The organism is Bhargavaea ginsengi (genome assembly GCF_900109165.1).
Lineage (GTDB): Bacteria > Bacillota > Bacilli > Bacillales_A > Planococcaceae > Bhargavaea > Bhargavaea ginsengi.
The window spans coordinates 193,972-220,128 of record NZ_FNZF01000004.1 but is presented as its reverse complement, the minus strand read 5'-3'; the positions used below and the strand labels follow the sequence as shown (position 1 = coordinate 220,128).

The following is a 26,157-nucleotide window of genomic DNA, read 5'->3' as shown; positions in this document are numbered from 1 at the left end:
ATATGGCAAAGGCAATCTTGGACAATAGTTGGCAAGATGTGATCGGGGACGAGTTTGCCAAACCCTACTACCTCGAGCTGCGTGAGTTCCTTAAAGAGGAATATGCCGGCCGGGAAATCTATCCGCCGATGAACGACATCTGGACAGCGTTCGAACTGACTCCGTACGAGTCGGTCAGGGTGGTCATCCTCGGCCAGGATCCGTATCACGGGCCGGGCCAGGCGCACGGCCTCAGCTTCTCCGTGAAACAAGGCATCCGGAAACCGCCTAGCCTAAGGAATGTGTTTAAGGAAATGCAGGATGACATCGGCTGCGATATTCCTGAAGACGGGACGCTTACCGGTTGGGCGGAGCAGGGTGTGATGCTGCTGAACACCGTGCTCACGGTTCGATCAGGGGAAGCACATTCCCACCGGGGAAAAGGGTGGGAAACGCTTACTGATGAAGTGATCCGCAAGCTATCAGAGCGTGAGGCGCCCATCGTGTTCATTCTCTGGGGCCGTCCCGCACAGGAAAAGAAAAAACTGATCGATACGGAGCGGCACGCGGTCATCGAATCCCCTCATCCAAGCCCTCTTAGTGCAAGAAGGGGCTTTTTCGGAAGCCGGCCGTTCAGCCGCGCGAATGCTTTTCTTTCGGAGTGGGGCGAAGGAGAAATTGACTGGTGCCGCACGATCGCCCGGTGAATTGTCACGGGATTGTACGGTTCCGGCGCCAGAAGGCAAAGCGTTATATGATACACTTTTAACGGAATGGAGGGGATCGGATGATTCCGATTGAACGGATCCTCGAAGAGATGGAGCGCCATCTGCGGGCCGCCAAAAATGCAGGCGATCCGGCCTCGCAGAGGGAGTCGCTTGCAGCCATTCGCGCATTGTCCGAAGCGGCACTCGGCAGCCGGCCACAGAGCAGGATGCCCGAAGTGAAGCCTGTCCCGCTTGCTGCGCCGGCAGATCAGCAGGCTATCCGTCCTGCCGTCCCCAAGCGTGAAGAGGACGGCGCAAACGGCGATTCCATCTTCGATTTTTAATGGCTGAAAGAAGGGGAACAGAGTGAAATTCTTTTTGATAGCAGGTGCGGTGAACGCTATGATCTCGGTCGGGACAGGTGCATTCGGTGCCCACGGTCTCGAAGGGAAAGTCTCGGACCATTACATCGCCATTTGGGAAACAGCGGCCAGGTATCAGATGTACCATGCACTCGGCCTCATTCTCATCGGCATTCTTCAGAGCCAGGCACTCCTTGGTGCTGTGTCCCAGCTGAACTGGGCAGGCTGGCTGCTGCTGGCGGGTATCGTCATCTTCTCGGGAAGCCTCTATGTGCTTGCACTAACGCAGATCGGCATCCTCGGCGCCATCACACCGATCGGCGGCGTTGCCTTTATCGCCGGCTGGATTATGCTGATCATCGCAGTCGCCAAGCATGTCGGTTAAATTGTAAAAGCCGGGCACCATGGTCATGTGGCGCCCGGCTTTTAACGTTATCTGGGGCGAAGGCAACGCGTTACTCCAAATGGGGCGCTGTTACTCCAATTGAAATGTCATTACTCCAAACGGGATGCCGTTGCCCCAAGTGGGCGTTACATAATCCAAGCCGACTCCCATTGCGCCATGTCCCATCACTGTGCACACTCAAAAGAGCCATCCGCCGCGGATGGCTCTTTCATATTATCTCGGTGCCTGGTCGAAGTAGTTGAGCTCTTCGTCGAACTCCGCGTAGTCAAAGTAGATCATCGGGAACAGGAAGCGGTGATCGGTGCGTGCTTCCCTGATGATGGCGTGATCCCGCCCGGCCGCCTCCACGAATCCGCGCACAACCTTCGTTGTGGCCTGCCGATCCCCATGCTCGAACGAGAAATGGAACGTGCCGGGCTGTCCGCGGTTGAGACGGAGAATATTCTCAATGTAGGATTCCTCGCCCTGGGGCGGGCGGCCCGTCGGCAGTGTCACCTGCGGAGGGACCATTTGTTGCTGGGGTTGCTGGACCGGCTGCATCGGCACCGGCCGCATGTTCGGGTTCCAATAATATTGGACCATGGGTTTCCACCTTTCTTCGATTAAACTGTCGGGCAATCACTTTCTGACGGCGAATAAAAGCAGTGCGACTTGAAACGACCGGTGTTCCACTGGTTCCACCACTGCGCGGGGCAGTCGCCCTCCGGCATGAAGAACCAGAGCGAGCGGGTCGCCGGGTGGAACCGTTCCCCGTTGATGACCCGGCGGGCCAGGCGTATGTCCTGTTCGCGGGCGCGCTGATAGAAGTAGCCTTTCATTGTCGCTTCGAAACCGCCTGGCCGCTGGAAGACCATCTGCTGAATGGTCCGGATGTTCCCGAAATCCAAACAGTCGCCGCGGACCCTGTTGACTCCGACGTTTCCGACCATCAGCATTCCGAGATTTCCTTCTCCCTCTGCTTCGGCGCGCATCAGCCGCGCCAGCAGCTGCACTTCTTTTTCAGTTGCTCGTACAACTGCCATCGTCTGCCCCCCTCGCTAATGACTATATGAGGGGACACGGGGGTACATTCCATATATGCAGATTTGGACGGGAGGAGAATTCCATTGGCAATCAATAATACGGTCTATGAGTTCATGGAGAGGCTGGACAGAGGCGATTTAATGACAAGGGATGGATTGGAGGATTATTTCAGGAGATATCCGGAAGTTTTCGGGGTGTACTTCCCGGACTATTGTCCGAAGACGGACGAGCGGCTGATCCGGGCGATCGAACAGTATCCGGCTAAGGCCGAAGACATTTCACTTGCCGGCCAGCGGCTTCCTGAGGAAATTGATAACACAAGGGAGCTTTACCGTGGCCTGACCGGAATCGACGCGGATGTCGACCATCATCTGTTCGCCGGTGCATTCGGATCGAGTGCATTTGTCGCAGGTGAGAAAAAGAACGAAATATTCTACGCACTTGAGATGCTGTCACCCGAGCCGGACGACCTCCGCCTTGTCGCCGCACACGAAATGGGGCATATCATTCAATTCCGGATGAGCGCCGGGACCGCCGGCGATGATTGGTGGCAGGATGTCCAATGGAACCATCCGCTTGTCACGCTGGTGTCTGAAGGCGGCGCCATTTACCTGTCCAAACTGGCCGTCCCCGGGAGAGGCAGACCGGATTACATCTCTTTCGGAGCACTCGGCGAAGAAGGCTACGGCTTTTATATGGGGAACAAAAGAAGACTGCACGAAGAATTTATGAATGACATGAGGGGAACCTGGAGCGAGGAAAAGGACAAGGAGTGGTTCCGCCTGTCCGGCGGCTCGCGGAGTGGCCATAGCCGTCTTGGCTACTATATAGCCGACGGCTTTATGGAGCACCGCGCTGAACTCCGAGGCATGGATGCCGCCCTTACCGACTGGGACACCATGACGCTTGAAGAAGAATTCATGGATTACTTGAAACGCTGATATCCCTTGGGTCAGATGGATTTCTGCCTTAGTGTACTTTCGGTGGGCCTTGGTGTACTTTCGACGGGCTTAGGTGTACTTTAGCAGTCTCGATCACGGATCCCGACAAAAATGCCCGGCGGCCAAAGTGGCCGCCGGGCAGTTCATCGTGCATTATTGGACATCGAAGAAGGAGCCGCGCTCGTTGCCCAGGAGGATGGTGCCGACGTAGAACGAGCCGAAGACGCCGTAGCGTGCGCTTACTTCGTCAAATCGCATTTCATAGACGAGCTTCTTGAACTGGAGCACGTCGTCCGAGAAGAGCGTGACGCCCCATTCATAATCGTCAAAACCGACCGAGCCGGAGATGATTTGCTTGACCTTGCCTGCGTAGCTGCGGCCGATCAGTCCGTGGCTTCTCATCAGTTCACGGCGGCGGTCCATATCGAGCATGTACCAGTTGTCATCGCCTTCGCGCTTTTTGTCCATCGGGTAGAAGCAGACATACTGGGAGCGCGGAAGTTCCGGATAAAGGCGGCCGCGGACGTATGGGTTCTGGTAAGGATCTTCATTGGACTCCTTAGCCAGGTAGTTGGACAGCTCAACTACAGATACGTAGGAATACGTCGGGATCGTGTAGTCTGCAATAGCGAGTTTGTTGAACTCTGCCTCAAGCTGCTGGAGCTCGTCCATCGTCGGGCGAAGGGTCATGAGCATGAAGTCCGCCTTCTGGCCGACGATTGTATAGAAGGCATGGCTGCCGGTCTTTTCATTATCGGCTGTCTGGAGCTTGTCGAGGAAAGTGATGAATTCATCGGTTGCCGCTTTCCGTTCTTCTGCAGGAACGGCTTTCCACGTTGCCCAGTCCATCGTACGGAAGTCATGGAGAACATACCAGCCGTCCAGTGTGATTGCAGCTTCGTTCATGTGGGAACACTCCTTTGGGATCATATGGTTTTAGTCTATCACAGAAGACGGGCCGGGTCCGTGCGCAAGTACCTCTGTCACTGTTTTGTGAAAAAGCCTCCGTTTTCCGTTTTGCCTCAACTTGTGTAAACTTGACAATGGAAATCAAACCGATACCGCCTTTAAGAATGAATCCGGGCGGCCAGACCAGATATATGGGAGACATCATTATGGATCAATCGCTTAACCTACTCCGCCAGCCCGCCTGGCGGTTCATCGACCAATCGGTGAGCGGGCTCGGCCGCTCTGCCCTTGAATCATTCGCCATGGACGACATGCTTTGCCACGTCGTCGGCCAGCTGAAAAGTCTTCCGGCGGTACGCACATGGGTCCATGACCGCACCGTCGTCCTGGGCATCCAGGATCAACGGCTGCCGTATATCGAAGACGCGACTGAACTGTTGCGGCTCAACGGATGGCGGCCGATTGTCCGCAATTCGGGCGGGCTTGCCGTTGTCCTGGACGATGGCGTCCTGAACATTACGATCGCGCTGTCGGAAAAAGACCGGGCGATCGATATCCCGGCAGGCTACGAAGTCATGCTCGAGTTTGTCCGGCTGCTGCTGCCCGAAGCGGCAGATAGGATCGAGGCTTACGAGATCGTCGGCTCATATTGCCCCGGCTCGTACGACCTGAGCATCGGCGGCAGGAAATTCGCCGGCATCTCCCAGCGCAGGCTCCGCGGCGGCATCGCCGTACAGATTTATCTCTGCGTGGAAGGAAGCGGGTCCGAGCGAGCCCGGCTTATCGGTGAAATGTATGAGGCCGGACTAAAGGGCGAAAAAACGAAGTTTGAATACCCGGCTATCCGGCCGGACGTCATGGCATCCCTCACCGAACTGCTCGGCGTGCCGATCACCGTTCCGGAGCTGAACAGCCGTGTACGCCGGCTGCTCCATGCGCTGTCGGGTGACGTCCGCGACAGCCTGCCCGAAGGAGAGGAACCTGACCTGTATGCAAAGTACCTGAAACGGGTCGTCGAACGGAATGCCAAACTGCTGGAGGGCACGTGAACCTGGCAGAATAACAAAGAAACGGCAAGGACTCCGCCGCCTGAACGAGGCGCTGGTGTCCTTGCCGTTTCTTTATGGCGACGCCGGCTATCAGTGTGCCTGCTGTTCCTCGCTATTCACGAGGTTCCCATTTTGCTCCATCCGGAAGCTGGTCGCGTTTTCATCTTCTTCGAACGCTACGAGTTTGCGTGCACGGTTCATGATTTGGACAAACTGCTCATAGTCATCGCGGATTTCGTCATTTTCTTTGGCAAGCCGGGAAACTTCATTCTCGAGCTCATTGACGCGCCGCTCAGCCGCTTCCGCTGTATGCTTCCACTTCATTGTCTCCTGATCCGCGAGATTCGTATGCTGGAGACGCATCAGGTAGGCGATCACGACATCCAGCGAGAGGTTCGACAGCCGGATGGCCGCGCGTCCTTCGCCTTCCGCACCATCCGGTACGACATAGAGTCCGGAATTCTTGCGTCTGAAATCTTTGCCCATTGCCTTCAGGTTTGCCTTGCGTTCCTTTTTCGCTTCAGAGAGTTCTTTCTCGTATTCTTTCCGGACGACCGCGTTCCAGCGGAAACCACATGCCGCGGCTGTCCGGTTCATTGCGTCACCGGCCTCTTCGAACGCGTTAAGCTGCGTGCTTCCTTCGCGCACATGGCGAAGGACCGTTTCCGCAAGCAACCGGTCGTTCTCTTCTACCCAGGCATCCTGTCTGACTTTCACCATTTGTGTACCTCCTGCCATCTTCATAGTCTGTTTGCCTGGTGTCAGTGTGCACCGCCGCTCCGCATTTTATACCGTTCCATTTGGAAATGTCGGAGAATGCGCATCTTTTCGGATTTGATATTAGGAGGGGGAAGGAGACCGGAGACCGTTCCAAACAGGTGCCGGACAGGGTATACTGGAAGGACCCACTGTTTCCGGGAGGTGCCAGATGATGGACTATGCCATACAAAAATTAAGTGAAGAAAAAGTGTTCAAAGATCCGGTTCACCGCTACATCCATGTGAGGGACCAGGTGATCTGGGATCTGATCGCGACCAGGGAGTTTCAGCGGCTGCGCCGCATCCATCAGCTTGGCACAACCTACCTCGTATTTCACGGGGCAGAGCACAGCCGATTCAACCATTCGCTCGGCGTCTATGAAATTGTCCGCCGCATCATCGATGACAGCTTTAGCGGGCGTCCGCAGTGGAATGATTCGGAGCGCCTTGTGACGTTGTGTGCGGCACTGCTCCATGACCTCGGGCATGGGCCGTTTTCCCATGCTTTCGAGAAAGTGTTCGATTTGGATCACGAGCAGTTCACGCAAAGAATCCTGCTTGGGGATACGGATGTGAATGCGGTGCTCAGCCGTGTCAGCGAGGATTTCCCGCGGAAAGTGGCGGACGTCATCGGGAAAACTTATCCGGACAAGCTGGTCGTCAGCCTGATCTCAAGTCAGATTGATGCCGACCGGATGGATTATCTGCAGAGGGACGCCTATTTCACAGGGGTCAGCTATGGCCACTTCGACATGGAGCGGATCTTGCGCGTCATGCGCCCGTCCGAGGAGCAGGCCGTCATCAAGCAAAGCGGCATGCACGCGGTGGAGGACTATATCATGAGCCGGTACCAGATGTACTGGCAAGTTTATTTTCACCCGGTATCCCGCTCGGCAGAAGTGATTCTCGTTAAAATTTTGCAGAGGGCGAAAGTTTTGAGCGAAGAAGGGTATAGGTTCAAGCAGGAACCCGTACACTTCAAGTCGTTCTTCGACAAGACGTTCGATCTCAAGGATTATATTGCGCTGGATGAATACATCCTGATGACTTATTTTGAAACTTGGATTCTGGAAGACGACGAGATCCTGTCCGACCTGTGTGACCGGTTTGTTAACCGACGGCTGTTCCAGTACATCGATTTCAACCCGGCCAAGGAATACAGGAAACTCGGCGAACTGGAAGGGCTGTTCCGGAAAGCCGGGATCGACCCGGAATATTATCTCGTTGTCGATTCGTCCTCTGACCTGCCGTATGATTTCTATCGTCCTGGCGAGGAAGAGGAGCGCCTGCCGATCCACCTGCTTATGCGGGACGGGGAGCTGCGGGAATTGTCCCGGGAATCAGATATCGTTGATGCGATATCCGGCAAGCGGCGGACGGATCACAAACTCTATTTTCCGGAGGACATGCTCACGGAAGGCAAAAAGAAAAAAATGCTCAGGCAACAAATCCTAAGCATCTTGAACACATAGAATAGGGAGGGCATTTTTGATGCTTCAGGAACATGCAAAAGTCGTGCAGTTCATTTCGCTGGCTGACGGTGTAACCGGGCGGAAGAAGCTGCAGAAAATGGTCTACATCGCCAAAAAGATGAATTTCCCGTTCCAGGAAAAGTACCAGCTCCACTTCTACGGACCTTATTCGGAAGAGCTGACCCTCAGAATTGAGGAACTTTGCGAGATGGGCTTTCTCGCGGAAAACAGTGAAGACAAGGGTTCTTATGTGCAGTACAGCTACAGCGTGACCGGTGAAGGCCGTGATTTCATCGGGGATGCAGAAGAAGTTCCGGATAAGCTTGGCGAATGCATCGGCCGGATGAAGGAAAGAAGCTCACGTTTCCTGGAACTCGTCTCCACTCTGCTTTATTTTGATCACCTTCCGCGGGAAGAGCAGATCGCAAAAGTACATATTGTCAAAAACAAGCTGAACTTTACGGATGCCGAGATGGATGAGGCCTTTTCCTTTATCGGGGAGCTAGCGGGCTGTATCCGTCAATGAGCCGCCGGTTTTAACACGGCCGGCGGATTGGCTATAATGCAGGGAAGGGGGGATAGCATCATGGCTAACGGAGAAAAACCAAAACCGAAGATGGAGTTTACGATCATCCGCGACAACCCGACTGCCGGTCACAAAGGGTTCGGCATCGGCTCGATTTCGCTTGAGAACGTGTCTCCCATCATCATCGATGTGGAGGAAGAGCTTGCCCAGATTGAAATCGGTGCGCTGCATGCCCGGAGCAAGACGGAACGGGGCGTCAAGTTCACCCCGAATCGGGAAGATTCCGAAGGCGGCAAGCCATACTGGCTTATCTGGGTTGCGATCGACTACAAGGAAGAAGGCCCTTACTTTGCCGGGGTCACGGCTGCCGAGATGGTCGTCAACCGGGAAAAGCGGCGCGGCTATAAGAATCTGCCTGAGCACGTCAATCTTCTGGACAAGGCGCTGAAGCGCCATGTCATCGTCGACAAGATGGACGACCGCTCGAAAAAGGTGCTTGCCGAGTTTCTTCAAGGAGAGAACCCTGAATTGTGGGAGCGGAGCACCGAGCTGCAGGAGGCGCTTGGCATATCCGGATGATTCCCTAAATATGAACGATCTTTGACAGTTTCGCCGGCGGGGGCGCCGCCGGTTGAACCGCTCCGGAAAACGGAGTAAACTTGGTATAACGCTTGCTGAATACAAGCTAGGACAGTGTGCCGTCTAGCTAACGGTGCACACAACCAGCCCCGCTTCCTATTTGGAGGCGGGGCTGGTTTTTTGTTGCCCTAAATTAGGGGGACAGACATTTTAGATGGTATGTCAACGTTTCACTGCAGTATGTTAACGTCTCAATCGACTATGTTAATGTCTCACTTAATGACGGAGCCCCTAAACTTCAATCAAAGAATGAGAACGGGAACAGCCGTACCGGGCCGCCGTCTTTTGTATCCTTTGAGCGTTCCTGGCGGAGGGCGGGGTCAGTGCAGAGTTTCCGTGGCACATGCCGTTCTTTAAGGTAAACGAGCCGCTGCTTCCCGCAACCGTCGACAGCAAGCCCGCCAGTCTCGACGTCGACAATGACTCCAGTGACGCCCTCAGGCTGGCGGAACGACTCGGGCGGAAGTCCGGCGTGTGCCCCTTCCATGAACTCGATCCACATCTTTTTCGCTGCCATCTTGTCACTGTTTTCCGTGAGACGGCTGCCTTCATCAAACCCGGCCCAGATGCCGGCTGTGAGCGTGGGGGAATAGCCGATCAGGTACTGGTCGGACAGGGTCGTCCCGGATTTCGCCGCATAGGGCCTCGTTTGTCCGGGACGTATTGACAGTCCTGTTGCCGGGGTGTAGTCGCTAAAAACAGGGTCGAACATGCCTGTCATCATCTGTGTGAGGACATAGGCATCCGTCGGATCCATTACATCCCTCTCTTTTTCCTCCTGACTGCTCCGGTAGACGGTTTCACCTGCGGCATCAGTAATGGACAGGATGGTCGTCGGGATGACACGTTTGCCCCCGGACGCGATCCGGTTGTAGGCCCCTGTCATCTCGTAAAGGGTGACTTCCGTTGTGCCGAGCGCAGTCGCGGGTGCATCGACGAAGTTACCGGTAATTCCGAGGCGTGCAGCCATGTCCTTAAAAGGCTTATAGCCGATTTCCTCAAGCGTCTTGACGGCAAAGATGTTATCCGAAATCGCGAGCGCCTGAGCAAGGGAGATCGGCCGTTCCGCGAACTTGCCGTTGACATTCTGCGGCTCGTATTCCTGCCTGCCATTATCAAATGTAAAGACTGTCGGTTCACTTTTCAGGAAGGTGAGCGGCGTGAATCCCTGTTCAAGCGCGGCCGCATACAGGACCGGTTTCATCGCCGAGCCGGACTGCCGCTCCGCCTGGGTAACTCGGTTAAAGGGACTCGCGGCATAATCACGACCCCCGATCAACGAAGTGACATGTCCGCTTTCCGGCTCCATCGTGACGAACCCGAACTGAAGCTCGTTGTCGGGCATCCATTTTCCTGCTGCGGCCTCGGCTGTTTTCTGATGGAACGGGTCGAGCGTCGTCCGGATTGTCCAGCCGCCCTCCGCGATGTCGCGGCCCTCTTCCTTTAGGAGTTTTTCTGCTTCCCGCCACACCTCGTCGAGGAAATACGGGGCGACTTTATTTCCAGTGTCCCACTGGTCGTGCTTCAGGGCGACTCTCTGATTGAGGGCATGGTCGGCCTGGTCGCGCGTCACATACCCTTCGCGGACCATGGCGCTAAGGATGATTTTCTGGCGGTCCGCCGCAGCGTCCGGATGATCGACGGGAGAATAGACGGACGGTCCCTTTGGCACGGCTGCAAGCAATGTCGCTTCCGCCAGAGTCAGGTCCTTCACTTCCTTGCCGAAGAAAAATTGGCTGGCCGCTTCCGCCCCGTACATGCCGTGGCCGAAATAGACGGTATTCAGATATCCTTCGAGGATCGTATCTTTGTCGTAGAAGGTCTCGATCCGCCTGGCATAGACCGCCTCATTGATTTTCCGGGTCCATGTTTTCTGATGGGTCAGGAACAGATTGCGGGCATACTGCTGGGTAATCGTACTTGCGCCTTCCGCCTTGCGGAACGATTTGACGTCCTTCAGAACAGCAGCGGCAATCCTTGAATAGTCGAATCCCTTATGCTCGTAAAAGTCCTTGTCCTCGACAGCGACGAATGCATCGGAAAGAAACGGGGACATGTCGTCAAGCTTGGTCCAGTAGCGCCGCTCTCCCGAATGCCGGTCACCGATCGGATCGCCATTGCGGTCGAGGAAGACGGTTGCGTTCGGCACCTTCAGGGAAGGGGGGCCGGCTGAATGGATATAGATGAGGAGCGCACCGTACATGATCAGCCCGGCCACGCTGAAGCTCAGGGTTAAAAGCAGCAGCCGCTTCATGAGCGTCCGCCGTTTCCGCTTCCGTTTGAAATGGGACCGTTTCACCGCGTTCCCGCCTTTCCGTCGCTTTTTCGCAAGTATGGGCAGTTTTGCGGCATTTCATCCGGCGGATTTAAAAGCCGGAAACAGGAAGCCGACATAAGCAAAAAAAAACAGTTGCATCGCCTTCCTGTGGCCGTATAATGAAGCTTAGTTTCGTGAAGGCCGGGAATACAGGCAGTGCGGGACGTTTCCCTTTGATGAAGGAGGAATGCAGCCCATGGCAGGGTTATGGTATACAGAAAAACAGACGGACAACTTCGGAATTACGATGAAGATCAAGCAGACACTGCACGTCGAACAGACGGATTTCCAGCTGCTGGAGATGGCGGAGACAGAAGAGTGGGGGAATATGCTGTTCCTCGACGGCATGGTGATGACCTCGGAACGCGACGAGTTCGTTTATCACGAAATGGTTGCACACGTGCCGCTATTTACTCATCCGGACCCGAAAAAGGTGCTGGTTGTCGGCGGCGGCGACGGCGGCGTCATCCGTGAAGTTCTGAAGCATCCCCAAGTGGAACAGGCAGTCCTTGTCGACATTGACGGCAAGGTGATCGAGTACTCGAAAAAGTATCTTCCTTCAATCGCAGGCAAGCTTGAGGACCCGCGCGTGGATGTACGCGTCGGCGACGGATTCATGCACATCGCCGAGTCCGAAAATGAATATGACGTGATCATGGTCGATTCAACGGAGCCAGTGGGCCCGGCGGTCAATCTGTTCACAAAAGGCTTCTATGCCGGTATCTCGAAGGCTTTGAAGGAAGACGGCCTGTTTGTCGCGCAAAGCGACAACCCGTGGTTCAAGGCTGACCTGATCCGCCAGGTGCAAAAGGACGTCAAGGAGATCTTCCCGGTTACCCGTATGTACACGGCCAACATCCCGACGTATCCGAGCGGACTTTGGTGTTTCACCCTTGGCTCGCAAAAGCACGACCCGCTGGAGGTCAAGGAAGAGCGTTTCCACGAGATCGATACAAAATACTACACGAGCGAACTGCACCGGGCGGCTTTTGTGCTGCCGAAGTTCGTGCGTGACCTGGCAGAAGGTGAGGGCGAATGAAGTTTGACCAAGCCTACTCCGGAAATGTGTTCATTAAGAGCGGTGACAGCTATGATGAAGCGAGTGCGGTGATCTATGGCATGCCAATGGACTGGACGGTCAGCTGGCGTCCGGGCTCCAGGTTCGGTCCCGCGCGCATCCGTGAAGCTTCAATCGGGCTGGAGGAATACAGCCCGTATCTGGACCGGGAACTCGACGATATCCGTTACTATGACGCGGGGGACATCCCCCTTCCGTTCGGCAACGCCGGGAAATCCATTGACCTGATCGCCGGTTTTGTCCGTCAGCTTCTGGCAGACGGAAAGGTCCCTGCAGGGATGGGTGGCGAGCACCTCGTGTCACTCCCGGCCATGAAAGAAATGGCGGCCGCTCACGATGATCTTGCCATCATTCACATCGATGCACACACCGATCTCCGTACCGAATATGAGGGGGAGGAGCATTCGCATTCGACCCCGATCCGCAAGATCGCTGAGCTGATCGGTCCCCACAACGTCTATTCGTTCGGGATCCGATCGGGGATGAAGGAAGAGTTTGAATGGGCCCGTGAAAACGGCATGCACATTTCAAAGTTCGATGTGCTCGAACCGCTTAAGCAAGTGCTTCCGACGCTTGCGGGACGGCCGGTCTACGTGACGATCGACATCGATGTCCTGGACCCCGCCCATGCGCCGGGCACGGGAACGGTCGACTGCGGCGGCATCACGTCCCGCGAGCTGCTCGCGTCGATCCACGAAATTGCAAACTCCAGTGTGCTTGTGGCCGGCTTTGATCTCGTTGAAGTCGCGCCCGTCTATGACCCGTCCGAACAGACGGTCAATACGGCAAGCAAGCTGTTTAGGGAAATGCTGCTCGGGTTTGTGAAATAAACGGAAAAGGTGATGCGCATGAAAAGCCTGCGCGTCACCTTTCGTTTTGTGATGGTGGATTGCCCTTCCGTTGAAATCCCCATCCCCTGCGGGATATAATAGGGAAATGACTATGAACGGGGGCATCCAGATGAATATACCCGAGGAAGGATTGCCGGTCAGCATCCGTCTTGTGACGACAGTCCGGCAGCCGGGCGAAAAGCCGTTCCGGAACTTTATCCGGGCGGATGGCCTTCTGATCGAGAAAGCGGGCAGAACCTATCTGAGTTTCGAAGAAAACGCGGAAGGCCGCGGCACACGGATGATGGTCCGCATGGGGCATGAAGACGGGCTCATCATGCGTAACGGTGACGTTTCGATGAAGCTTCCGCTCGTCCCGGGCGAGCGGAAAGAAGGCCGCTACAGCAGTGGAGGCATGGAGCTTCCCCTAACTGTGAAAACCGGGTCTGTACGTTATGAACCGGGAACCAAGGGGCGGTTTTTAGCCGTCTACGACCTGCTGTCGGGCAACGAGACCGTCGGCACCTATGACGTTGAATTTACTTATTCGGAGGGAAAAGCATGAGCACAGTGGAACAGATTAAACAGCAGCTGAAAGACGCGCTCGGCAGCGCGGTGGACAAGGCGGGCCTTGCGGAAAGCGCAGAAATGCCGGATGTAATGCTCGAGACGCCGAAAAACAAGGAAAACGGCGACTACGCCACCAATATCGCAATGCAGCTGACGAAAATTGCGAAAAAGCCGCCGCGTGCCATTGCGGAAGCGATTCTCTCCAATCTGGAGACCGACAACACACCAATCAAAGCCATCGATATCGCAGGCCCGGGCTTCATCAATATCAGTGTGAAGACAGACTACCTCGGAGAAGTCGTGAAGGACGTACTGGAGAAGGGTGCAGAATTCGGACGAACTGATTCGGGCGGCGGTCAGAAAGTCCAGATCGAGTTTGTTTCGGCAAATCCGACGGGCGACCTTCACCTTGGCCATGGCCGGGGCGCGTCAATCGGCGATGCGCTCAGCAATGTGATGGATTTCGCGGGCTATGACGTGTCCCGGGAATACTACATCAATGATGCAGGCAACCAGATCAACAATCTGGCGCTCTCCATCGAAGCACGTTATTTCCAGGCGCTCGGCGAGGAGCGCGAAATGCCGGAGGATGGCTATCAGGGCAAGGATGTCATTGAGATCGCCAACGCGCTCGCGCAGGAACACGGCGACAAGTTTGCTAAGATGCCGGAACAGGAACGCTTCGATTGGTTCCGCAAACACGGACTTGGCATCGAACTGGACAAGATCAAGCAGGATCTCGTCGACTTCCGTGTGAAGTTCGACAACTGGTTCTCGGAGTCGACGCTTTACGGATCCGGAAAGATCGATGAGGCACTCGGCAAGCTAAAAGAGAACGGCCATGTCTACGAAGAAGACGGCGCCACCTGGTTCCGCTCGACGACATTCGGTGACGATAAGGATCGCGTCCTTATCAAGCAGGACGGTTCCTACACATACCTGACACCGGACATCGCCTACCACGAGGACAAGCTCCAGCGCGGCTTCGACAAGCTGATCAACATCTGGGGAGCCGACCATCACGGCTACATCCCGCGCATGAAGGCGGCGATCGAGGCGCTCGGCTACGACAAGGACACACTCGAAGTCCTCGTGTCGCAGATGGTGCAGCTGTACAAGGACGGCGAGAAGTTCAAGATGAGCAAGCGGACCGGCAAGGCGGTCACATTGCGCGAGCTCGTCGATATGGTCGGACTGGACGCGGTGCGTTACTTCTTCATTATGCGTTCCGGCGATTCCCAGATGGACTTTGACCTTGATCTTGCGGTTTCCCAATCCAATGAAAACCCGGTCTACTATGCGCAGTACGCGCACGCGCGCATCAGCTCGATCCTTCGCCAGGCTGACGATGCCGGCCTGTTCCATTCAGCTGAGCATGTCGGGCTGCTCCAGGACAGTGAGAAGGCAATCGATCTGATGAAGAAGATCGGCGATTTCCCTCAGACGGTCGCAGACTCGGCAAAACTCCGCTCTCCGCACCGGATTGCGACATATATCCAGGAGTTGGCTGCCGCATTCCACACGTTCTACTCGACCGACAAAGTTGTCGATCCGGAAAACAAGGAGCTGTCGGAAGCACGTCTGGCACTTGTCACGGCAACCCGCACGACAGTCGCGAACGCACTCCGTCTGATCGGCGTTTCCGCACCGGAGCGGATGTAAGATCATCATGACCGGTCCCAAATAGCTCCGGCTGACGGGGCCGGTTTTCTTGTGCGGCAGAAGTTAGATGAAACGTCTGTATTCGCTAGAAACGTTGCTATATTTAGGTGAAACGTTGACATACTTAGCTGAGACGTTGCTATAGTTCATTGAGACGTTAACATAGTTAGCTGAGACGTTGTCATACCATGACGGTCTTGCTTTTTTCAGAAGACCTCGACAAAATCGCCGCCGTCTGATTAAATTGAGTAGGAATTGAATATCCGGCATGACTTTGTGCCGGATGACGCTGAGGTGCCCCGATAATGGGGATAAAAGGGAAGCTGGTGAGAATCCGGCACGGTCCCGCCACTGTAAGCGGCTATTTGCCGCAAGTCAGGAAACCTGCCTCAGCCGAAAAACACCCGAATGCGCCTGCGAGGACAGGCCGGTGTGGAACGGTGCCTGCCATTGCAGGCTGCGGTCGTTTTTCCGCATGTCCGTCCTGCCGGCATTTCTGCCCCCGCCATGCGCGGGGGTTTTTTCTGTTCCGTACATAAAGATGAGGGGGAATCGGATTTGGATAAGAAATGGCTAAGATGGCTCGCGGCACCGGCTGCGGCACTGATGCTTGCAGCGTGCGGCAGCGGAGAGGATGCTGCAGACGGGTCTGCAGAAGAACAGGAGCAGGAAACGGAACAAAGTACGTCCGGACAGACCGGATTTCCGGTCACGATGACCGATGCGGTCGGAAATGAGATCACACTCGAGGAAGAACCGGATGCGATTGTCTCAATGGTTCCGAGCAACACGGAGATTCTGTTCGCGGTAGGCGCAGGAGAAGCAGTTGTTGCGGGCAGTGATTTCGACGACTATCCGGAAGAAGCCCAAAGCCTCGAGAAAATCGGCGGGCAGGAATTTAACGTCGAAAAAATCATCGGCATGCAGCCGGACGTCGTGTTCGCACACGAGTCTGCACTCGGCGTCGGGGAAGAAGGCCTTCAGCAGCTGCGCGATGCAGGCCTCACCGTATTTGTCGTAAAGAACGCTATGGATTTTGATGAGACTTATGGAACGATTGAACAGATCGGCAAGCTTACCGGCCATACTGCCGAAGCCGAAGAGATCGTCAGCGGTATGCAGTCCAAAGTGGAAGAGATCAAGGAAAAAGCGGCCGAAGTCACAGACAAGAAGAAAGTGTTTGTCGAAACATCTCCGGCACCTGAAATATATACACCGGGATCCGGTACATTCATGCAGCAGTTCCTCGACATCATCCATGCGGAAAATATCGCAGGTGACCAGGAAGGCTGGGTCATGATGGATCCGGAAGAGATCGTCAGCCGAAACCCGGATGTGCTCCTGGTCATGTATGACTACATCGATACGGCAGTGGAAGATGTGTATGCACGTGTTGGGTTTGACACCGTAACCGCCATTAAAGATAAGGCCGTGATCCAGCTTGATGAAAATATCACAAGCCGCACGGGTCCTCGTCTCGCCGACGGCCTGGAGGCAGTGGCTAAAGCTGTTTATCCGGAAATCTTTGGGGAAGCAGAAGAGGATGAAGAAGATCAGGCAGCGTAAGACGAAACAGCCGGCCACCGCATATACGGTATCGGCCGCCATGCTCCTGCTGGCGCTCTGGCTGGGTGTTTCCGTCGGATCAGTGAAGATTCCGTTCCACGTGCTCGTGGACCCGGAAGCGGATGAAGTTGCCGCCAACATCCTCTGGAACATCCGAATGCCGAGGGTTGTGCTTGCAGGGCTCGTCGGAGGGTCGCTTGCCTTAGCGGGCGCAGCATTTCAGGGTCTCCTGAAAAACCCGCTCGCCGATCCTTATACCCTCGGAGTGTCGTCCGGTGCCTCAGTTGGCGCCGTGGCGACACTCTTTTTCGGTATCGGACTGTTCGGCGCCTATACTCTTCCGATCTTCAGCATGGCGGGCGCGATGGCGGTGCTTCTGCTGGTGATCGGCTTTGCGCGGGCGGTCGACCGGTCACTAAAGATGGAAACGATCATCCTGACGGGAGTCATCTTCGGGTCGTTTCTCGGTTCGGTGCTGTCGCTCATGATTGCCCTCACCGGGGAGGAGCTCAGGCAGATCATCAGCTGGCTGCTCGGCAGCGTTTCGATGAGAGGCTGGAAGTATGTGTGGATTATCCTCCCGTTCCTTCTGGTCGGCGGCCTGCTGCTCTGGCTCTGCCGTCGGGAGCTGAATGCGATGCTGTTCGGAGAGGAGCGGGCCCACCATCTCGGTGTGGACGTAAGGAAGCGCAAATGGATGATCCTCGGCGGTGGTTCAATCCTTACCGGCTCCGCTGTTGCCGTATCGGGGACAATCGGATTTGTCGGGCTGGTCGTCCCTCATATGACACGCATCTTATGGGGAAGCGACCACCGACACCTGCTGCCGCTTTCATTCATCAATGGCGCTTCGCTTCTCGTGCTGTGCGATCTTGTGGCACGCACCATCATTTCGCCAACAGAATTGCCGGTCGGAGTGATCACATCATTTATCGGGGCACCGGTGTTTGCATTCATCTTCTACAGACAGCGGAGAAAGGGTGCAGTTCGGCATGCTTAGGGTAAAGGAGTTAACAGGAGGGTACGGCGCCGCGCCGGTTGTCCGGTCAGTTTCGTTTGAGGTGGAAGCCGGTACTATGCTCGGAATTCTCGGGCCGAATGGGAGCGGCAAGTCGACCCTCCTGAAAATGATGAGCGGGCTGCTTCAGGCAGATTCCGGGACGGTCGAAATAGGCGGCAGGTCCATTGCCGAGTATTCACGCAAGGCATTTGCGCGGCAGGTAGCCGTACTTCCGCAACTCCAGGCGGATACCTTTTCGCAGACCGCATATCAGACAGTTACGCTCGGCCGCTATCCTCACCAGACCGGCCTGTTTGCCGGATGGTCCGATGCGGATGAGCGTGCGGTTCAGAAAGCCATGGACCGTATGGGGGTCACGGAGTACCGGGATACAGAGATTGAATTCATGTCCGGAGGCGAGCGCCAGCGGGTGTTTGTCGCCCAGGCGCTGGCACAGGAAGCGCCTGTGCTGCTCCTGGATGAGCCGACCAACCATCTGGACATCGCCCATCAGCAGCAATTACTGGATACTGTCCGGCGCCAGGCGACTGAAAACGGTTTGACCGTCGTCTCTGTTTTTCATGATGTCAATCTGGCCTCACTCTACTGTGACCGCCTGCTTCTGATGGACAGGGGAGAAGTGGCTGCGATCGGAACGCCGGATGAAGTGGTCGACGAACGGAAGATGGAGAGGGTATATGCGGCGCGGGTCAGGGCAGGGATGCATCCGGAAGTCCCCAAGCCGCAGATTACGCTTCTTCCCGCCAAGGAACCGGAAGACAGGCAGGAAGTCATCCGGAAAGCCGATTTTTCGGTGTCCCGGGAGTATGTCCACCTCAACAGCAGGATCCCTATGATGGCAGTTTCTTCTGCAGTGTTTGGGGCAGGTGCCGGCTGGTACCGCCACTTCGTCAACCGGAACGTCGGTGCCGACTATTCCACGGATGACGCCGGAACGGAGATGAGGGACTGGCTGTATGAAACCGGGTTTCCGCTCACTCAGACGGTGGCGATGATGACAGCGGCGATGACTGAAGATGCCGTCATCGGGGAATACGGGCCGCCGGATGCCCCCATTGTCGTTTGTGTCACGGCGGGAGTCGGCAATGCAGTGGATGCCTCGCTTGGAACTGACCGTGATGCCTACGCAGGGACCATTAATACCTGGGTCATCGTGAACGGTCATCTACCGGAAGAAGCGCTTATTCAGGGAATGATCACCGCAACAGAGGCAAAGGCAAAAGCGATGCAGACGGAACACGTACTTGACCCGCTGACCGGGACCGTGGCGACCGGTACTTCGACCGACAGCCTGCTCATTGCAGCTACTCAGAGGGGCAACCGCTATCCGTATGCCGGGACCGCTACCGAACTGGGGAAAGCAATCGGCCGGGGGGTATTTGAGTGCACCGCCGAAGCAATCCGCCGGTACCGGAACCGGAAGGCGGACTTTGAAAGGGAAAGCCGATGATCCTGAATCATCTGATCGCCTGTGTGGCCGGGTTTCTGATTGACAGGTTGGTTGGAGATCCGCCCGGATGGCCGCATCCCGTCCGATGGATCGGCCGGCTGATCACATTTCTGGATAACCGGCTGAACTCGGGACGGAACCGCCGTGCAAAAGGGCTGATGACACTCCTGATCACTGCGGGACTGTCCGCGCTTTCAGCGGGAGGCCTCGTCTGGCTGTTCGATAGCATCCACCGCGCGGCAGGCATCGCGGTGGAGTCTCTGCTGATTGCGGCAGGTCTTGCCCGGAAAAGTCTGGCGCAGGCTGCGATGGATGTGTATCGGCCGCTCGTGGAAGGCCGTCTCCGTGAAGCACGGGGAAAACTCGGCTGGATCGTCGGACGGGATACGGAGTCGCTGCCCGAGGCCGAAATTGTGCGCGGGGTCGTTGAGACGGTATCGGAAAATACATCCGATGGTGTGACCGCACCGCTTTTCTGGGCCTTTCTCTTCGGGGCGCCGGGCATTTGGGTCTACAAGGCGGTCAATACGCTTGACTCGATGGTGGGTTACCGGAATGAACGATACGGATCGTTCGGTTATTTCTCGGCAAAGGCCGACGATGTCTTGAATCTGATCCCATCCAGGCTGACGGGGTTGCTCATTCTGCTCGTTACCAAGAACCGGAGCGGGCTGCCGCTCCGGGTACGGCTGGACGGCTGGCGGCGTGATGCGAGAAAACATCCGAGTCCGAACAGCGGCTGGCTTGAGGCAGCTACCGCCTGGCAGCTCGGCGCAGAACTTGGCGGGCTCAACACCTATCAGGGGGTGCCGTCCGATCGCGCGAGGATGGGCCGTCCGGACCGTCCGCTTGAGACAGCGGATATTGCCGAGTCAGTGAACGCGATGCACTTAGCATCGTGGGCGTTTGTCATCCTAGGGTTATTGATCGGAGGAATTGCTGTTGCAGTTGCCTGAACATGGGGCGAACCCGCTCCGCTTATATGAACGGCTCGGTTTGGAAGTGCCCGACCGGGTGCTCGACTTTAGTGAGAATGTCAATCCGCTCGGAGTTCCGGAAAAGGTCCGGAAAAGTTGGCCGGAACTGCTCTCGGCGTTGCCTCATTATCCGGATCCGGAAGGCGAACCGTTCCGCTCGGCAGCCGCTGCCCATCACGGTGTGCCCGGGAATCGCGTACTGGCAGGAAACGGTGCTGCGGAGCTGTTTTCGGTCATTGCGGACAGGTACCGCGGCCGGACGGCTCTCCTGATTCATCCAACGTTTTCCGAATACAGGACCACACTGCTCTCAAAAGGTGCCAAATGTGCTGATCTTGTAGCGGACCCGGCCGACCCGGAATTCCCGGAGGGCCGGGTTCTGGAAAATATGTCGGATGCGGATGTGCTGTATATCTGCAACCCGAACAACCCGACCGGCGTGCGGATCCCTAAGGAGACCATACGCCGGCTGGCTGAGCATGGGCTCCGGACCGGCTGCGAGCTGGTGATCGATGAAGCATTCATGGATTTTGCAGGTGAGGAACACTCGTTTATCCCTGAACTAGTGGAATTTCCCAATGCGGTCGTCGTCCGGTCGATGACGAAAATGTATGCCATTCCCGGCATCCGGCTCGGTTATATGATCGGTTCCGCAGACCGGATCGCCGCCCAACGCCATGCGGTTCCTCATTGGAATGTCAATGGGATAGCATCCAGGATCGGAACGCTCTGCTTTGACGAAGAAGAATTCCGAAGACGGACAATCCGGTACTGCCGGGAAGAACGGCAGCAGCTGGCCGGATTTCTGGAGGCTGCAGGATGCACCGTGACCGAAAGCGAAACGAACTACATCAGCTTCCGGCCCGAAAAGTCTGCCGGACTTTATAGAGCGATGCTCGGGCAGGGGATCGTCCTCCGCCATTCGGAAAATTTTCTCGGCATGGACGGAGCGTGGTTCCGGGTAGGCATCAAGGAACGGGAAAAGATGAAGATTCTGAAGGAGGCGCTTGCCGGATGGTTCGGGGAAGACTCGTTTTCATAAGTGGAGGCGTAAGAAGCGGAAAGACCGCATTCGCAGAAAACTGGCTCGTTACCCATGCATCCGGCCGTCTCGTTTATGTTGCAACGGGCCGTCCGGTCGATGGGGAGATGAGAGACCGCATACGGCATCACCGGCGGGACCGTTCCGCCAGGCCGGAGTCGTGGGAGACGTTCGAGCGTCCTGCTGATTTTCCGGGCATCCTGCCGATGATCCGTGAAGGGGATGGGGTTCTGATTGACTGCATCACAACATGGTTGGCCAATGAAATGTATGAAGGCATTGAAAGCGGCCTGCCTTGCCACCGCCGGCAAGGATGCCTCGAGACAAAAGTAGGGGCGCTGCTTGCTGCGCTGTCTGAAATGACCGAAAAGGCATCTGCCATCGTTGTCGTATCCAATGAAGTGCTGGAAGAGCCGCTTCCTGCCGCAGCGGATATCGGTGCTTATTCGGAAATGCTCGGGTACATCCACCAGCAGCTCGTTTCAATGGCGGATATCGCTTATGAAATGGATGCAGGCATACCGCTCTGGTGGAAACCGGAAAACGGGAAACGAGGGATGGTATGAACGGAATCATGATCCAGGGAACCGCATCGCATGTCGGAAAAAGCATGGTATGTACGGCAATCTGCCGGTTGCTCGCTGATGAGGGGGTCCGGACGGCGCCTTTCAAATCACAGAATATGTCGTCCTTTACGACTGAAATTGGCAACGGGCTCCAAATCAGCCGCGCACAAAGTGTGCAGGCGGAAGCCGCCGGAATCCCCCCGGTGCCCGAGATGAACCCGATTGTGCTGAAACCAACAGACGACAGGACTGCGGATATCCTGCTTCTTGGCAGGCCATACGGCGAAATGGACGGGATGGAGTACCGGGAACGCTTTTTTCGGATCGGCATGGAAGCGATTCGGAAGTCGCTCCGGGTTCTGGGGGACCGTTATGACGCCGTAGTCATAGAAGGAGCGGGCAGCCCGGCGGAAGTCAACCTGAACGACCGGGAGCTGGTGAACATGCGGGTCGCCAGGGAGGCCAATGTTCCGGTTTTGCTTGTCGCAGACATTGAGCGGGGCGGTGTATTTGCCTCGATTATCGGTACACTCGAACTGCTTGATCGGCAGGACCGGGATCGGATCAGGGGGATACTCATCAACAAGTTCCGGGGCGATATCGGGCTGTTCCAAAGCGGCATCGATTTTCTGGAAGGTCGCACCGGTCTTCCGGTCCTTGGTGTGCTGCCATTCATCGATGGCCACGGAATTCAGGAAGAAGATTCTCTTGGCAGAGCAGAGGGATCCGAACGGCCCCTGTATGACGAGTGGGCAGCGCATTTCCGCAACTATGCAGACTGGCAGCGCATCCGGCAGCTGATTTTCGGGGAAGACGGCCGATGATCCGAGGACTTCTTCTCGCAGTCCAGTTCTTCTCGGCGGTGCCTGTCCGCAAAAACCTGCCGGTCGGCCGGAAAGAATCGATCTGGATGTTCACCCTCAATCCGGTGGTTGGCGCATTCATCGGTGCAGTGTCATGGTCGGCAACGGCACTGGCTGCGGGCCCCGGAGGAACAGGGCCATTCCTCACGGCCTTTATTTTGGTACTTATGCTTGCAGTCCTGTCAGGAGGGCTCCATCTGGATGGCTGGGCGGACATGGGGGATGCGTATTTTTCCTACCGCGACCAAAACAAGCGCCTGGAGATTTTGGGGGATCCGAGGATTGGTGCGTTCGGTACAATGGCGCTGCTGTTCCTTCTTCTCGGAAAGCTTGCGATTTTGACAGAACTGATTGGCCGTGGAGGACTGATGCCTGCATTTATAGTATTCGTGCCGTTTGCTACACGGGCAGGGCTTTCCATCTATCTGTCGGTTTCTCCACTGGCAAAGCGTTCGGGAGTGCTTGTGTTTTTTATCGAAAAAATGGAAGGGTTCCGTATTGGCATCCCTGCCGCAGCCATGCTTGCTCTGGGTGGAGCTGCTGCCGCAGCCTGGTCGGAGAGCCTGCTGTTTCCGGCAGTTGGAACAGCGGCGGTTCTCGTGGCGGTGCTGCTCTTCAAAAACTGGACGGTCCGGAATTTTGGGGGTGCCACGGGGGATCTGGCCGGTGCATTTGTCGAAGGGTGTGAGCTTCTTTTATGGACGATTCTTTTGTTCTGTATGTGATCCGGCATCTTGAAACGGCAGCGAATCGGGAGCGACGGTATGTCGGGTGGAGCGATGTCCCTGTATGCACAGAAACCGGACCTGCCGGATTCTTTCCGGACTGTCTGACAGGGAGTGATCTTCTCCGCTGCAGACAGACTGCCGGGTTTTTATTTCCGGGTATTCCGTACGAGCCCCACCCTGAATTCAGGGAGGCGGATTTCGGCGCATGGGAAATGAAAACGTACGATGACCTGAAAGCGGACGTTCGCTATCGCCGCTGGATAAATGAACCCACTGCTGAGCATCCGCCAGGCGGTGAGCGTTTTGACGTTCTTGAAGACCGTGTGCTTCGGGGGCTTGACCGTCTGAGGAAACAGAAGGTCCGGTCGGTGGCCATCGTCACACACGGAGGCCCTGCGAGGATCCTGCTGGGTCATCTCGCTCCGGAACGCCGGTCATTTTTCGGTTGGAGTGTCCCGCCGGGAGGTTTGTACAGGCTTGAATGGTCTCACCGCAGGTCATGGGAGGAGAGAAACCGATGCACATTTATATCGGAGGTGCCCATAACGGGAAGCGAGAATACGTAAGAACAGTGCTTGCCCATGAAAACTTGCAATGGGTCGAGGCGGGGGATCTTTCCCGGCTGCCAAAACCTGAGTCCGGCCGGGTGGTGCTGGCCGGACTGGAAGCGTACATATCATCCAACCATCATGACGAAGAGTCCGCCATGAAGGACGTGTTCCGCTTTATTGAAGCTGCGGACCAAAACCAGCTGGTCATCATTTTGACGGACATCGGCAGGGGGATCGTACCCGCCGATCCGCATAGCCGCTGGCTGCGCGATACATGCGGCCGGCTGAATCAGCGGCTGTTCAGGGAAGCCGGCCGGGTCACAAGAATCTGGTACGGGCTTGCGAAAGAATTGAAGTGAATTTGCAGATAGGAGGAAGAAGGATGGGGATCTACACACGAACGGGAGACAAAGGGATGACGGGGCTCATCGGTGCGAGAGTATCCAAAGATCACCTCCGTGTTGAAGCCTACGGCACGACGGACGAACTCAATTCATTTATCGGCAAGGCGATGTCCGAGCTGCCGGAAGAATTATTCGGGGACTTGCTTGAAGACCTTGAAGAGATTCAGCACGAGCTGTTTGATTGCGGAGGAGATCTGGCAAATGTAACTGATAAACGTGAGAACAAGCTGCGCCCGTCTTCTATTCAATGGCTCGAAAAGAGAATTGATGAATTATCGGAAGAAGCGCCTGAACTGGAACGGTTCATACTTCCCGGAGGGACGGACCCGGCTGCAACGCTACACATTGCCCGGACGGTGGCGAGAAGGGCGGAGCGTCAGGTGGTCCGCCTGATGAATGCCGGAGAGCAGGTACCGGAAACCTCGCTGCAATATATCAATAGGCTGTCGGATTATCTGTTTGCCGCAGCACGCATCGCCAATTTCCGTCTAGGGCGGCCGGATGTTGAATATGCAAGGAGCGCCAAGGTGTTCCGAAATACCAAGAGAAAACAACAGAAGGGTGAAACCGATTGAACAGAACGCGTCTTCTTGTGATGACGGCGCTGGTCTCGGCAATGTGCGCGATCGGAGCACTGGTGAAGATTCCGATGGGTATCGGATCGGCGGCACTGGATTCGGCGCCGGCATTATTATCGGCCGCTTTTCTTCCCCCCGCAGCGGCAGGAACGGCAGCGATGATCGGACACCTGATATCGGCTATCACTGGAGGAAGCCCGCTCGGACCGCTTCATCTGCTGATAGCTGTTGAAATGTTTGTTGTGACCGGCGGCTTTGCCTGGCTGCACCATCGGGGGCGGGACCTTCTCAAATGGGGATACTTCCTGGTCGGCAACGGTGTTGTTGCTGTTCTGCCCTTTTATTGGCTCGTTACACCCGCGTTCTTTTGGACGGCGATCATTGCAGTTCCGGCAGCTTCAATCGTTAATGCTATTGTAGCGGGGGCAACCATGCCCATTGTACGAAAAGCCGCGGTCCGGAAAGAGGTGGCCCGGTGAGAAATGCACTGGACCTGGGCGGAGGATGGGTCGTCACAACTGATAACTCGGGAGGCATCGGCAAGAAAGCGGCGGATGCCGTTCAGGTGCCGGATGAACTTGTAGGCTATTTCTCTGCACGGGTCACTCTTCTTGAGCAGTGGACGGCAGGAGCAGAGCCGATCGCCGTCCTCCTCCACAACTTCAGCGGGAATACCAGTTGGGATGAGTACTCTTCCGGAATCCGGCGGGCGTTCAAGGAAAGTTCCCTAACGCCTCCGCCGATATCAGGAAGCACCGAGACGAACATGGACATGCTCCAGTCCGCGATGAGTGTGACGATGATCGGGAGAAGGTCCCGTGATATTACGGAATCAGGTGGTAAGTGGTTCCTTTATGGCCGTCCGCTTGTCGGCGAAGCCGTCATCCGGGAGGCGGAAAAGTGTGCGGAACTCGGAAAGGTGAGGGCCGGTCTTGATGAAGGAATCATCGATGCCGTTTGGCCGGCTGGCTCAGGCGGAATTGGTGCGGAATGGGAGCGGCTTACCGGAAAGCCCCCTGCACGGCTGCCATCCGAAGTGGCTCCTTCAGCTTCTGCCGGTCCGGCCACTGCTATCTTTGTCCGCACTGTACCGGGGAAAGAATCGGATGCCCAGTTGCATTTCGGGGAATTCTTCCATGAAATGGGCTGAAACAGTAATCGGCACGGCGACCGCCGGTCCACT

General features: G+C 56.1%; 30 protein-coding genes and 1 riboswitch. Of the genes, 25 read left to right on the top strand and 5 right to left on the bottom strand.

Features of this window, described 5'->3' with window-relative positions; genetic code table 11:
- Window positions 1-2: 2 nt before the first annotated feature.
- The 3 genes from BMX91_RS12140 (at window position 3) to BMX91_RS12130 (ending at window position 1,433) form a co-directional block, all read left to right on the top strand.
- Window positions 3-686, top strand: a complete 684-nt coding sequence (locus BMX91_RS12140; RefSeq protein WP_092054650.1) for a uracil-DNA glycosylase — start codon at window positions 3-5, stop codon at window positions 684-686.
- Between the two features lie 80 nt (window positions 687-766).
- Window positions 767-1,030, top strand: coding sequence for a YwdI family protein (locus BMX91_RS12135; RefSeq protein ID WP_092054647.1), 264 nt, complete (start codon window positions 767-769; stop codon window positions 1,028-1,030).
- A 22-nt stretch (window positions 1,031-1,052) separates the two neighbouring features.
- Window positions 1,053-1,433 (top strand): DUF423 domain-containing protein, encoded by a 381-nt coding sequence (locus BMX91_RS12130; RefSeq protein ID WP_092054644.1) that lies wholly within the window; start codon window positions 1,053-1,055, stop codon window positions 1,431-1,433.
- A gap of 234 nt (window positions 1,434-1,667) precedes the next feature.
- On the opposite strand, the gene gerQ is transcribed toward BMX91_RS12130, so the two are convergent.
- Both gerQ and BMX91_RS12120 read right to left on the bottom strand, forming a co-directional pair.
- Window positions 1,668-2,036 (bottom strand): spore coat protein GerQ, encoded by a 369-nt coding sequence (gerQ, locus tag BMX91_RS12125; protein ID WP_092054642.1) that lies wholly within the window; start codon window positions 2,034-2,036, stop codon window positions 1,668-1,670.
- A 20-nt stretch (window positions 2,037-2,056) separates the two neighbouring features.
- Window positions 2,057-2,476 carry a cell wall hydrolase gene (locus BMX91_RS12120; protein WP_092054639.1) on the bottom strand — a complete coding sequence of 140 codons (420 nt, stop codon included), beginning with the start codon at window positions 2,474-2,476 and terminating at the stop codon, window positions 2,057-2,059.
- Window positions 2,477-2,560: 84 nt separating this feature from the next.
- Here BMX91_RS12120 and BMX91_RS12115 point away from each other — a divergent pair, with 84 nt between their 5' ends.
- On the top strand, window positions 2,561-3,418 hold the full coding sequence (locus BMX91_RS12115; protein ID WP_092054637.1) for a hypothetical protein: 858 nt from the start codon (window positions 2,561-2,563) through the stop codon (window positions 3,416-3,418).
- Between the two features lie 153 nt (window positions 3,419-3,571).
- Here BMX91_RS12115 and hemQ read toward each other — a convergent pair whose 3' ends face one another.
- Window positions 3,572-4,324 (bottom strand): hydrogen peroxide-dependent heme synthase, encoded by a 753-nt coding sequence (gene hemQ, locus BMX91_RS12110; protein ID WP_092054635.1) that lies wholly within the window; start codon window positions 4,322-4,324, stop codon window positions 3,572-3,574.
- Between the two features lie 209 nt (window positions 4,325-4,533).
- Between hemQ and BMX91_RS12105 the strand changes: the two genes are divergently transcribed.
- Window positions 4,534-5,376, top strand: coding sequence for a lipoate--protein ligase family protein (locus tag BMX91_RS12105; protein WP_092054633.1), 843 nt, complete (start codon window positions 4,534-4,536; stop codon window positions 5,374-5,376).
- Window positions 5,377-5,466: 90 nt separating this feature from the next.
- On the opposite strand, the gene BMX91_RS12100 is transcribed toward BMX91_RS12105, so the two are convergent.
- Complete coding sequence (locus BMX91_RS12100; protein ID WP_092054630.1) at window positions 5,467-6,096, bottom strand: RsfA family transcriptional regulator; 630 nt, start codon at window positions 6,094-6,096, stop codon at window positions 5,467-5,469.
- A 211-nt stretch (window positions 6,097-6,307) separates the two neighbouring features.
- On the opposite strand from BMX91_RS12100, the gene BMX91_RS12095 reads away from it, so the two are divergent.
- The 3 genes from BMX91_RS12095 to BMX91_RS12085 are packed head-to-tail and all read left to right on the top strand — an operon-like array spanning window position 6,308 to window position 8,711.
- The gene (locus BMX91_RS12095) at window positions 6,308-7,606 is read left to right on the top strand and encodes an HD domain-containing protein (protein ID WP_092054708.1); all 1,299 of its coding nucleotides are present in this window, start codon (window positions 6,308-6,310) and stop codon (window positions 7,604-7,606) included.
- 19 nt (window positions 7,607-7,625) lie between these two features.
- Entirely contained in the window at window positions 7,626-8,132 is a 507-nt protein-coding gene (locus BMX91_RS12090) for a YwgA family protein (RefSeq protein WP_092054627.1), read from the top strand.
- Window positions 8,133-8,192: 60 nt separating this feature from the next.
- Entirely contained in the window at window positions 8,193-8,711 is a 519-nt protein-coding gene (locus BMX91_RS12085) for a YwhD family protein (RefSeq protein WP_092054625.1), read from the top strand.
- 298 nt (window positions 8,712-9,009) lie between these two features.
- On the opposite strand, the gene BMX91_RS12080 is transcribed toward BMX91_RS12085, so the two are convergent.
- Entirely contained in the window at window positions 9,010-11,070 is a 2,061-nt protein-coding gene (locus tag BMX91_RS12080; protein ID WP_092054622.1) for a transglycosylase domain-containing protein, read from the bottom strand.
- Between the two features lie 214 nt (window positions 11,071-11,284).
- Here BMX91_RS12080 and speE point away from each other — a divergent pair, with 214 nt between their 5' ends.
- From speE to BMX91_RS11995, 17 genes are all read left to right on the top strand, one after another.
- Window positions 11,285-12,127, top strand: coding sequence for a spermidine synthase (gene speE, locus BMX91_RS12075; protein WP_092054620.1), 843 nt, complete (start codon window positions 11,285-11,287; stop codon window positions 12,125-12,127).
- Window positions 12,124-12,996 carry an agmatinase gene (speB, locus tag BMX91_RS12070; RefSeq protein WP_092054617.1) on the top strand — a complete coding sequence of 291 codons (873 nt, stop codon included), beginning with the start codon at window positions 12,124-12,126 and terminating at the stop codon, window positions 12,994-12,996. The genes speE and speB overlap by 4 nt, the downstream gene beginning before the upstream one ends.
- A gap of 130 nt (window positions 12,997-13,126) precedes the next feature.
- Window positions 13,127-13,561, top strand: coding sequence for a DUF1934 domain-containing protein (locus tag BMX91_RS12065; protein ID WP_177168378.1), 435 nt, complete (start codon window positions 13,127-13,129; stop codon window positions 13,559-13,561).
- Entirely contained in the window at window positions 13,558-15,228 is a 1,671-nt protein-coding gene (argS, locus tag BMX91_RS12060) for an arginine--tRNA ligase (protein WP_092054611.1), read from the top strand. The genes BMX91_RS12065 and argS overlap by 4 nt, the downstream gene beginning before the upstream one ends.
- A gap of 275 nt (window positions 15,229-15,503) precedes the next feature.
- Window positions 15,504-15,634, top strand: a riboswitch (cobalamin riboswitch).
- 152 nt (window positions 15,635-15,786) lie between these two features.
- A complete protein-coding gene (locus BMX91_RS12055; RefSeq protein WP_245744430.1) occupies window positions 15,787-16,794 on the top strand; it encodes an ABC transporter substrate-binding protein in 1,008 nt (335 codons plus the stop codon).
- The gene (locus BMX91_RS12050; protein WP_092054608.1) at window positions 16,772-17,794 is read left to right on the top strand and encodes a FecCD family ABC transporter permease; all 1,023 of its coding nucleotides are present in this window, start codon (window positions 16,772-16,774) and stop codon (window positions 17,792-17,794) included. The genes BMX91_RS12055 and BMX91_RS12050 overlap by 23 nt, the downstream gene beginning before the upstream one ends.
- Complete coding sequence (locus BMX91_RS12045) at window positions 17,787-19,265, top strand: adenosylcobinamide amidohydrolase (protein WP_092054607.1); 1,479 nt, start codon at window positions 17,787-17,789, stop codon at window positions 19,263-19,265. Before BMX91_RS12050 ends, BMX91_RS12045 begins: the two co-directional genes overlap by 8 nt.
- Entirely contained in the window at window positions 19,265-20,221 is a 957-nt protein-coding gene (cbiB, locus tag BMX91_RS12040; protein WP_092054703.1) for an adenosylcobinamide-phosphate synthase CbiB, read from the top strand. Before BMX91_RS12045 ends, cbiB begins: the two co-directional genes overlap by 1 nt.
- Window positions 20,208-21,284 carry a threonine-phosphate decarboxylase CobD gene (gene cobD, locus BMX91_RS12035; RefSeq protein ID WP_092054604.1) on the top strand — a complete coding sequence of 359 codons (1,077 nt, stop codon included), beginning with the start codon at window positions 20,208-20,210 and terminating at the stop codon, window positions 21,282-21,284. Before cbiB ends, cobD begins: the two co-directional genes overlap by 14 nt.
- The gene (locus tag BMX91_RS12030; protein WP_092054602.1) at window positions 21,257-21,850 is read left to right on the top strand and encodes a bifunctional adenosylcobinamide kinase/adenosylcobinamide-phosphate guanylyltransferase; all 594 of its coding nucleotides are present in this window, start codon (window positions 21,257-21,259) and stop codon (window positions 21,848-21,850) included. The genes cobD and BMX91_RS12030 overlap by 28 nt, the downstream gene beginning before the upstream one ends.
- Complete coding sequence (locus BMX91_RS12025) at window positions 21,847-22,674, top strand: cobyric acid synthase (protein WP_092054599.1); 828 nt, start codon at window positions 21,847-21,849, stop codon at window positions 22,672-22,674. Before BMX91_RS12030 ends, BMX91_RS12025 begins: the two co-directional genes overlap by 4 nt.
- Window positions 22,671-23,438: an adenosylcobinamide-GDP ribazoletransferase gene (locus BMX91_RS12020; protein WP_092054596.1), complete on the top strand. Its 768-nt coding sequence runs from the start codon at window positions 22,671-22,673 to the stop codon at window positions 23,436-23,438. Before BMX91_RS12025 ends, BMX91_RS12020 begins: the two co-directional genes overlap by 4 nt.
- Entirely contained in the window at window positions 23,411-24,007 is a 597-nt protein-coding gene (locus BMX91_RS16060; protein ID WP_092054593.1) for a histidine phosphatase family protein, read from the top strand. Before BMX91_RS12020 ends, BMX91_RS16060 begins: the two co-directional genes overlap by 28 nt.
- Complete coding sequence (locus BMX91_RS12010; RefSeq protein WP_177168377.1) at window positions 23,959-24,351, top strand: bifunctional adenosylcobinamide kinase/adenosylcobinamide-phosphate guanylyltransferase; 393 nt, start codon at window positions 23,959-23,961, stop codon at window positions 24,349-24,351. Before BMX91_RS16060 ends, BMX91_RS12010 begins: the two co-directional genes overlap by 49 nt.
- Before the next feature lie 23 nt (window positions 24,352-24,374).
- Window positions 24,375-24,971, top strand: coding sequence for a cob(I)yrinic acid a,c-diamide adenosyltransferase (locus BMX91_RS12005; protein WP_092054587.1), 597 nt, complete (start codon window positions 24,375-24,377; stop codon window positions 24,969-24,971).
- Window positions 24,968-25,453, top strand: coding sequence for an ECF transporter S component (locus BMX91_RS12000; protein ID WP_245744428.1), 486 nt, complete (start codon window positions 24,968-24,970; stop codon window positions 25,451-25,453). Before BMX91_RS12005 ends, BMX91_RS12000 begins: the two co-directional genes overlap by 4 nt.
- A complete protein-coding gene (locus BMX91_RS11995; RefSeq protein ID WP_092054585.1) occupies window positions 25,450-26,124 on the top strand; it encodes a hypothetical protein in 675 nt (224 codons plus the stop codon). The genes BMX91_RS12000 and BMX91_RS11995 overlap by 4 nt, the downstream gene beginning before the upstream one ends.
- The last annotated feature ends 33 nt before the right edge of the window (window positions 26,125-26,157 follow it).

Coding starts and splice junctions, on each gene's coding strand:
- BMX91_RS12095 (WP_092054708.1), top strand. CDS start 6,308: ATGGACTATGCCATACAAAAATTAAGTGAAGAAAAAGTGTTCAAAGAT.
- speE (WP_092054620.1), top strand. CDS start 11,285: ATGGCAGGGTTATGGTATACAGAAAAACAGACGGACAACTTCGGAATT.
- speB (WP_092054617.1), top strand. CDS start 12,124: ATGAAGTTTGACCAAGCCTACTCCGGAAATGTGTTCATTAAGAGCGGT.
- BMX91_RS12065 (WP_177168378.1), top strand. CDS start 13,127: ATGAATATACCCGAGGAAGGATTGCCGGTCAGCATCCGTCTTGTGACG.
- BMX91_RS12120 (WP_092054639.1), bottom strand. CDS start 2,476: ATGGCAGTTGTACGAGCAACTGAAAAAGAAGTGCAGCTGCTGGCGCGG.
- BMX91_RS12020 (WP_092054596.1), top strand. CDS start 22,671: ATGATCCGAGGACTTCTTCTCGCAGTCCAGTTCTTCTCGGCGGTGCCT.
- BMX91_RS16060 (WP_092054593.1), top strand. CDS start 23,411: ATGGACGATTCTTTTGTTCTGTATGTGATCCGGCATCTTGAAACGGCA.
- BMX91_RS12025 (WP_092054599.1), top strand. CDS start 21,847: ATGAACGGAATCATGATCCAGGGAACCGCATCGCATGTCGGAAAAAGC.
- hemQ (WP_092054635.1), bottom strand. CDS start 4,324: ATGAACGAAGCTGCAATCACACTGGACGGCTGGTATGTTCTCCATGAC.
- BMX91_RS12100 (WP_092054630.1), bottom strand. CDS start 6,096: ATGGTGAAAGTCAGACAGGATGCCTGGGTAGAAGAGAACGACCGGTTG.
- BMX91_RS12045 (WP_092054607.1), top strand. CDS start 17,787: ATGCTTAGGGTAAAGGAGTTAACAGGAGGGTACGGCGCCGCGCCGGTT.
- BMX91_RS12005 (WP_092054587.1), top strand. CDS start 24,375: ATGGGGATCTACACACGAACGGGAGACAAAGGGATGACGGGGCTCATC.
- BMX91_RS12135 (WP_092054647.1), top strand. CDS start 767: ATGATTCCGATTGAACGGATCCTCGAAGAGATGGAGCGCCATCTGCGG.
- BMX91_RS12010 (WP_177168377.1), top strand. CDS start 23,959: ATGCACATTTATATCGGAGGTGCCCATAACGGGAAGCGAGAATACGTA.
- argS (WP_092054611.1), top strand. CDS start 13,558: ATGAGCACAGTGGAACAGATTAAACAGCAGCTGAAAGACGCGCTCGGC.
- BMX91_RS12085 (WP_092054625.1), top strand. CDS start 8,193: ATGGCTAACGGAGAAAAACCAAAACCGAAGATGGAGTTTACGATCATC.
- BMX91_RS12090 (WP_092054627.1), top strand. CDS start 7,626: ATGCTTCAGGAACATGCAAAAGTCGTGCAGTTCATTTCGCTGGCTGAC.
- gerQ (WP_092054642.1), bottom strand. CDS start 2,036: ATGGTCCAATATTATTGGAACCCGAACATGCGGCCGGTGCCGATGCAG.
- BMX91_RS12050 (WP_092054608.1), top strand. CDS start 16,772: ATGAAGAAGATCAGGCAGCGTAAGACGAAACAGCCGGCCACCGCATAT.
- BMX91_RS12030 (WP_092054602.1), top strand. CDS start 21,257: ATGGTTCGGGGAAGACTCGTTTTCATAAGTGGAGGCGTAAGAAGCGGA.
- BMX91_RS12105 (WP_092054633.1), top strand. CDS start 4,534: ATGGATCAATCGCTTAACCTACTCCGCCAGCCCGCCTGGCGGTTCATC.
- BMX91_RS12140 (WP_092054650.1), top strand. CDS start 3: ATGGCAAAGGCAATCTTGGACAATAGTTGGCAAGATGTGATCGGGGAC.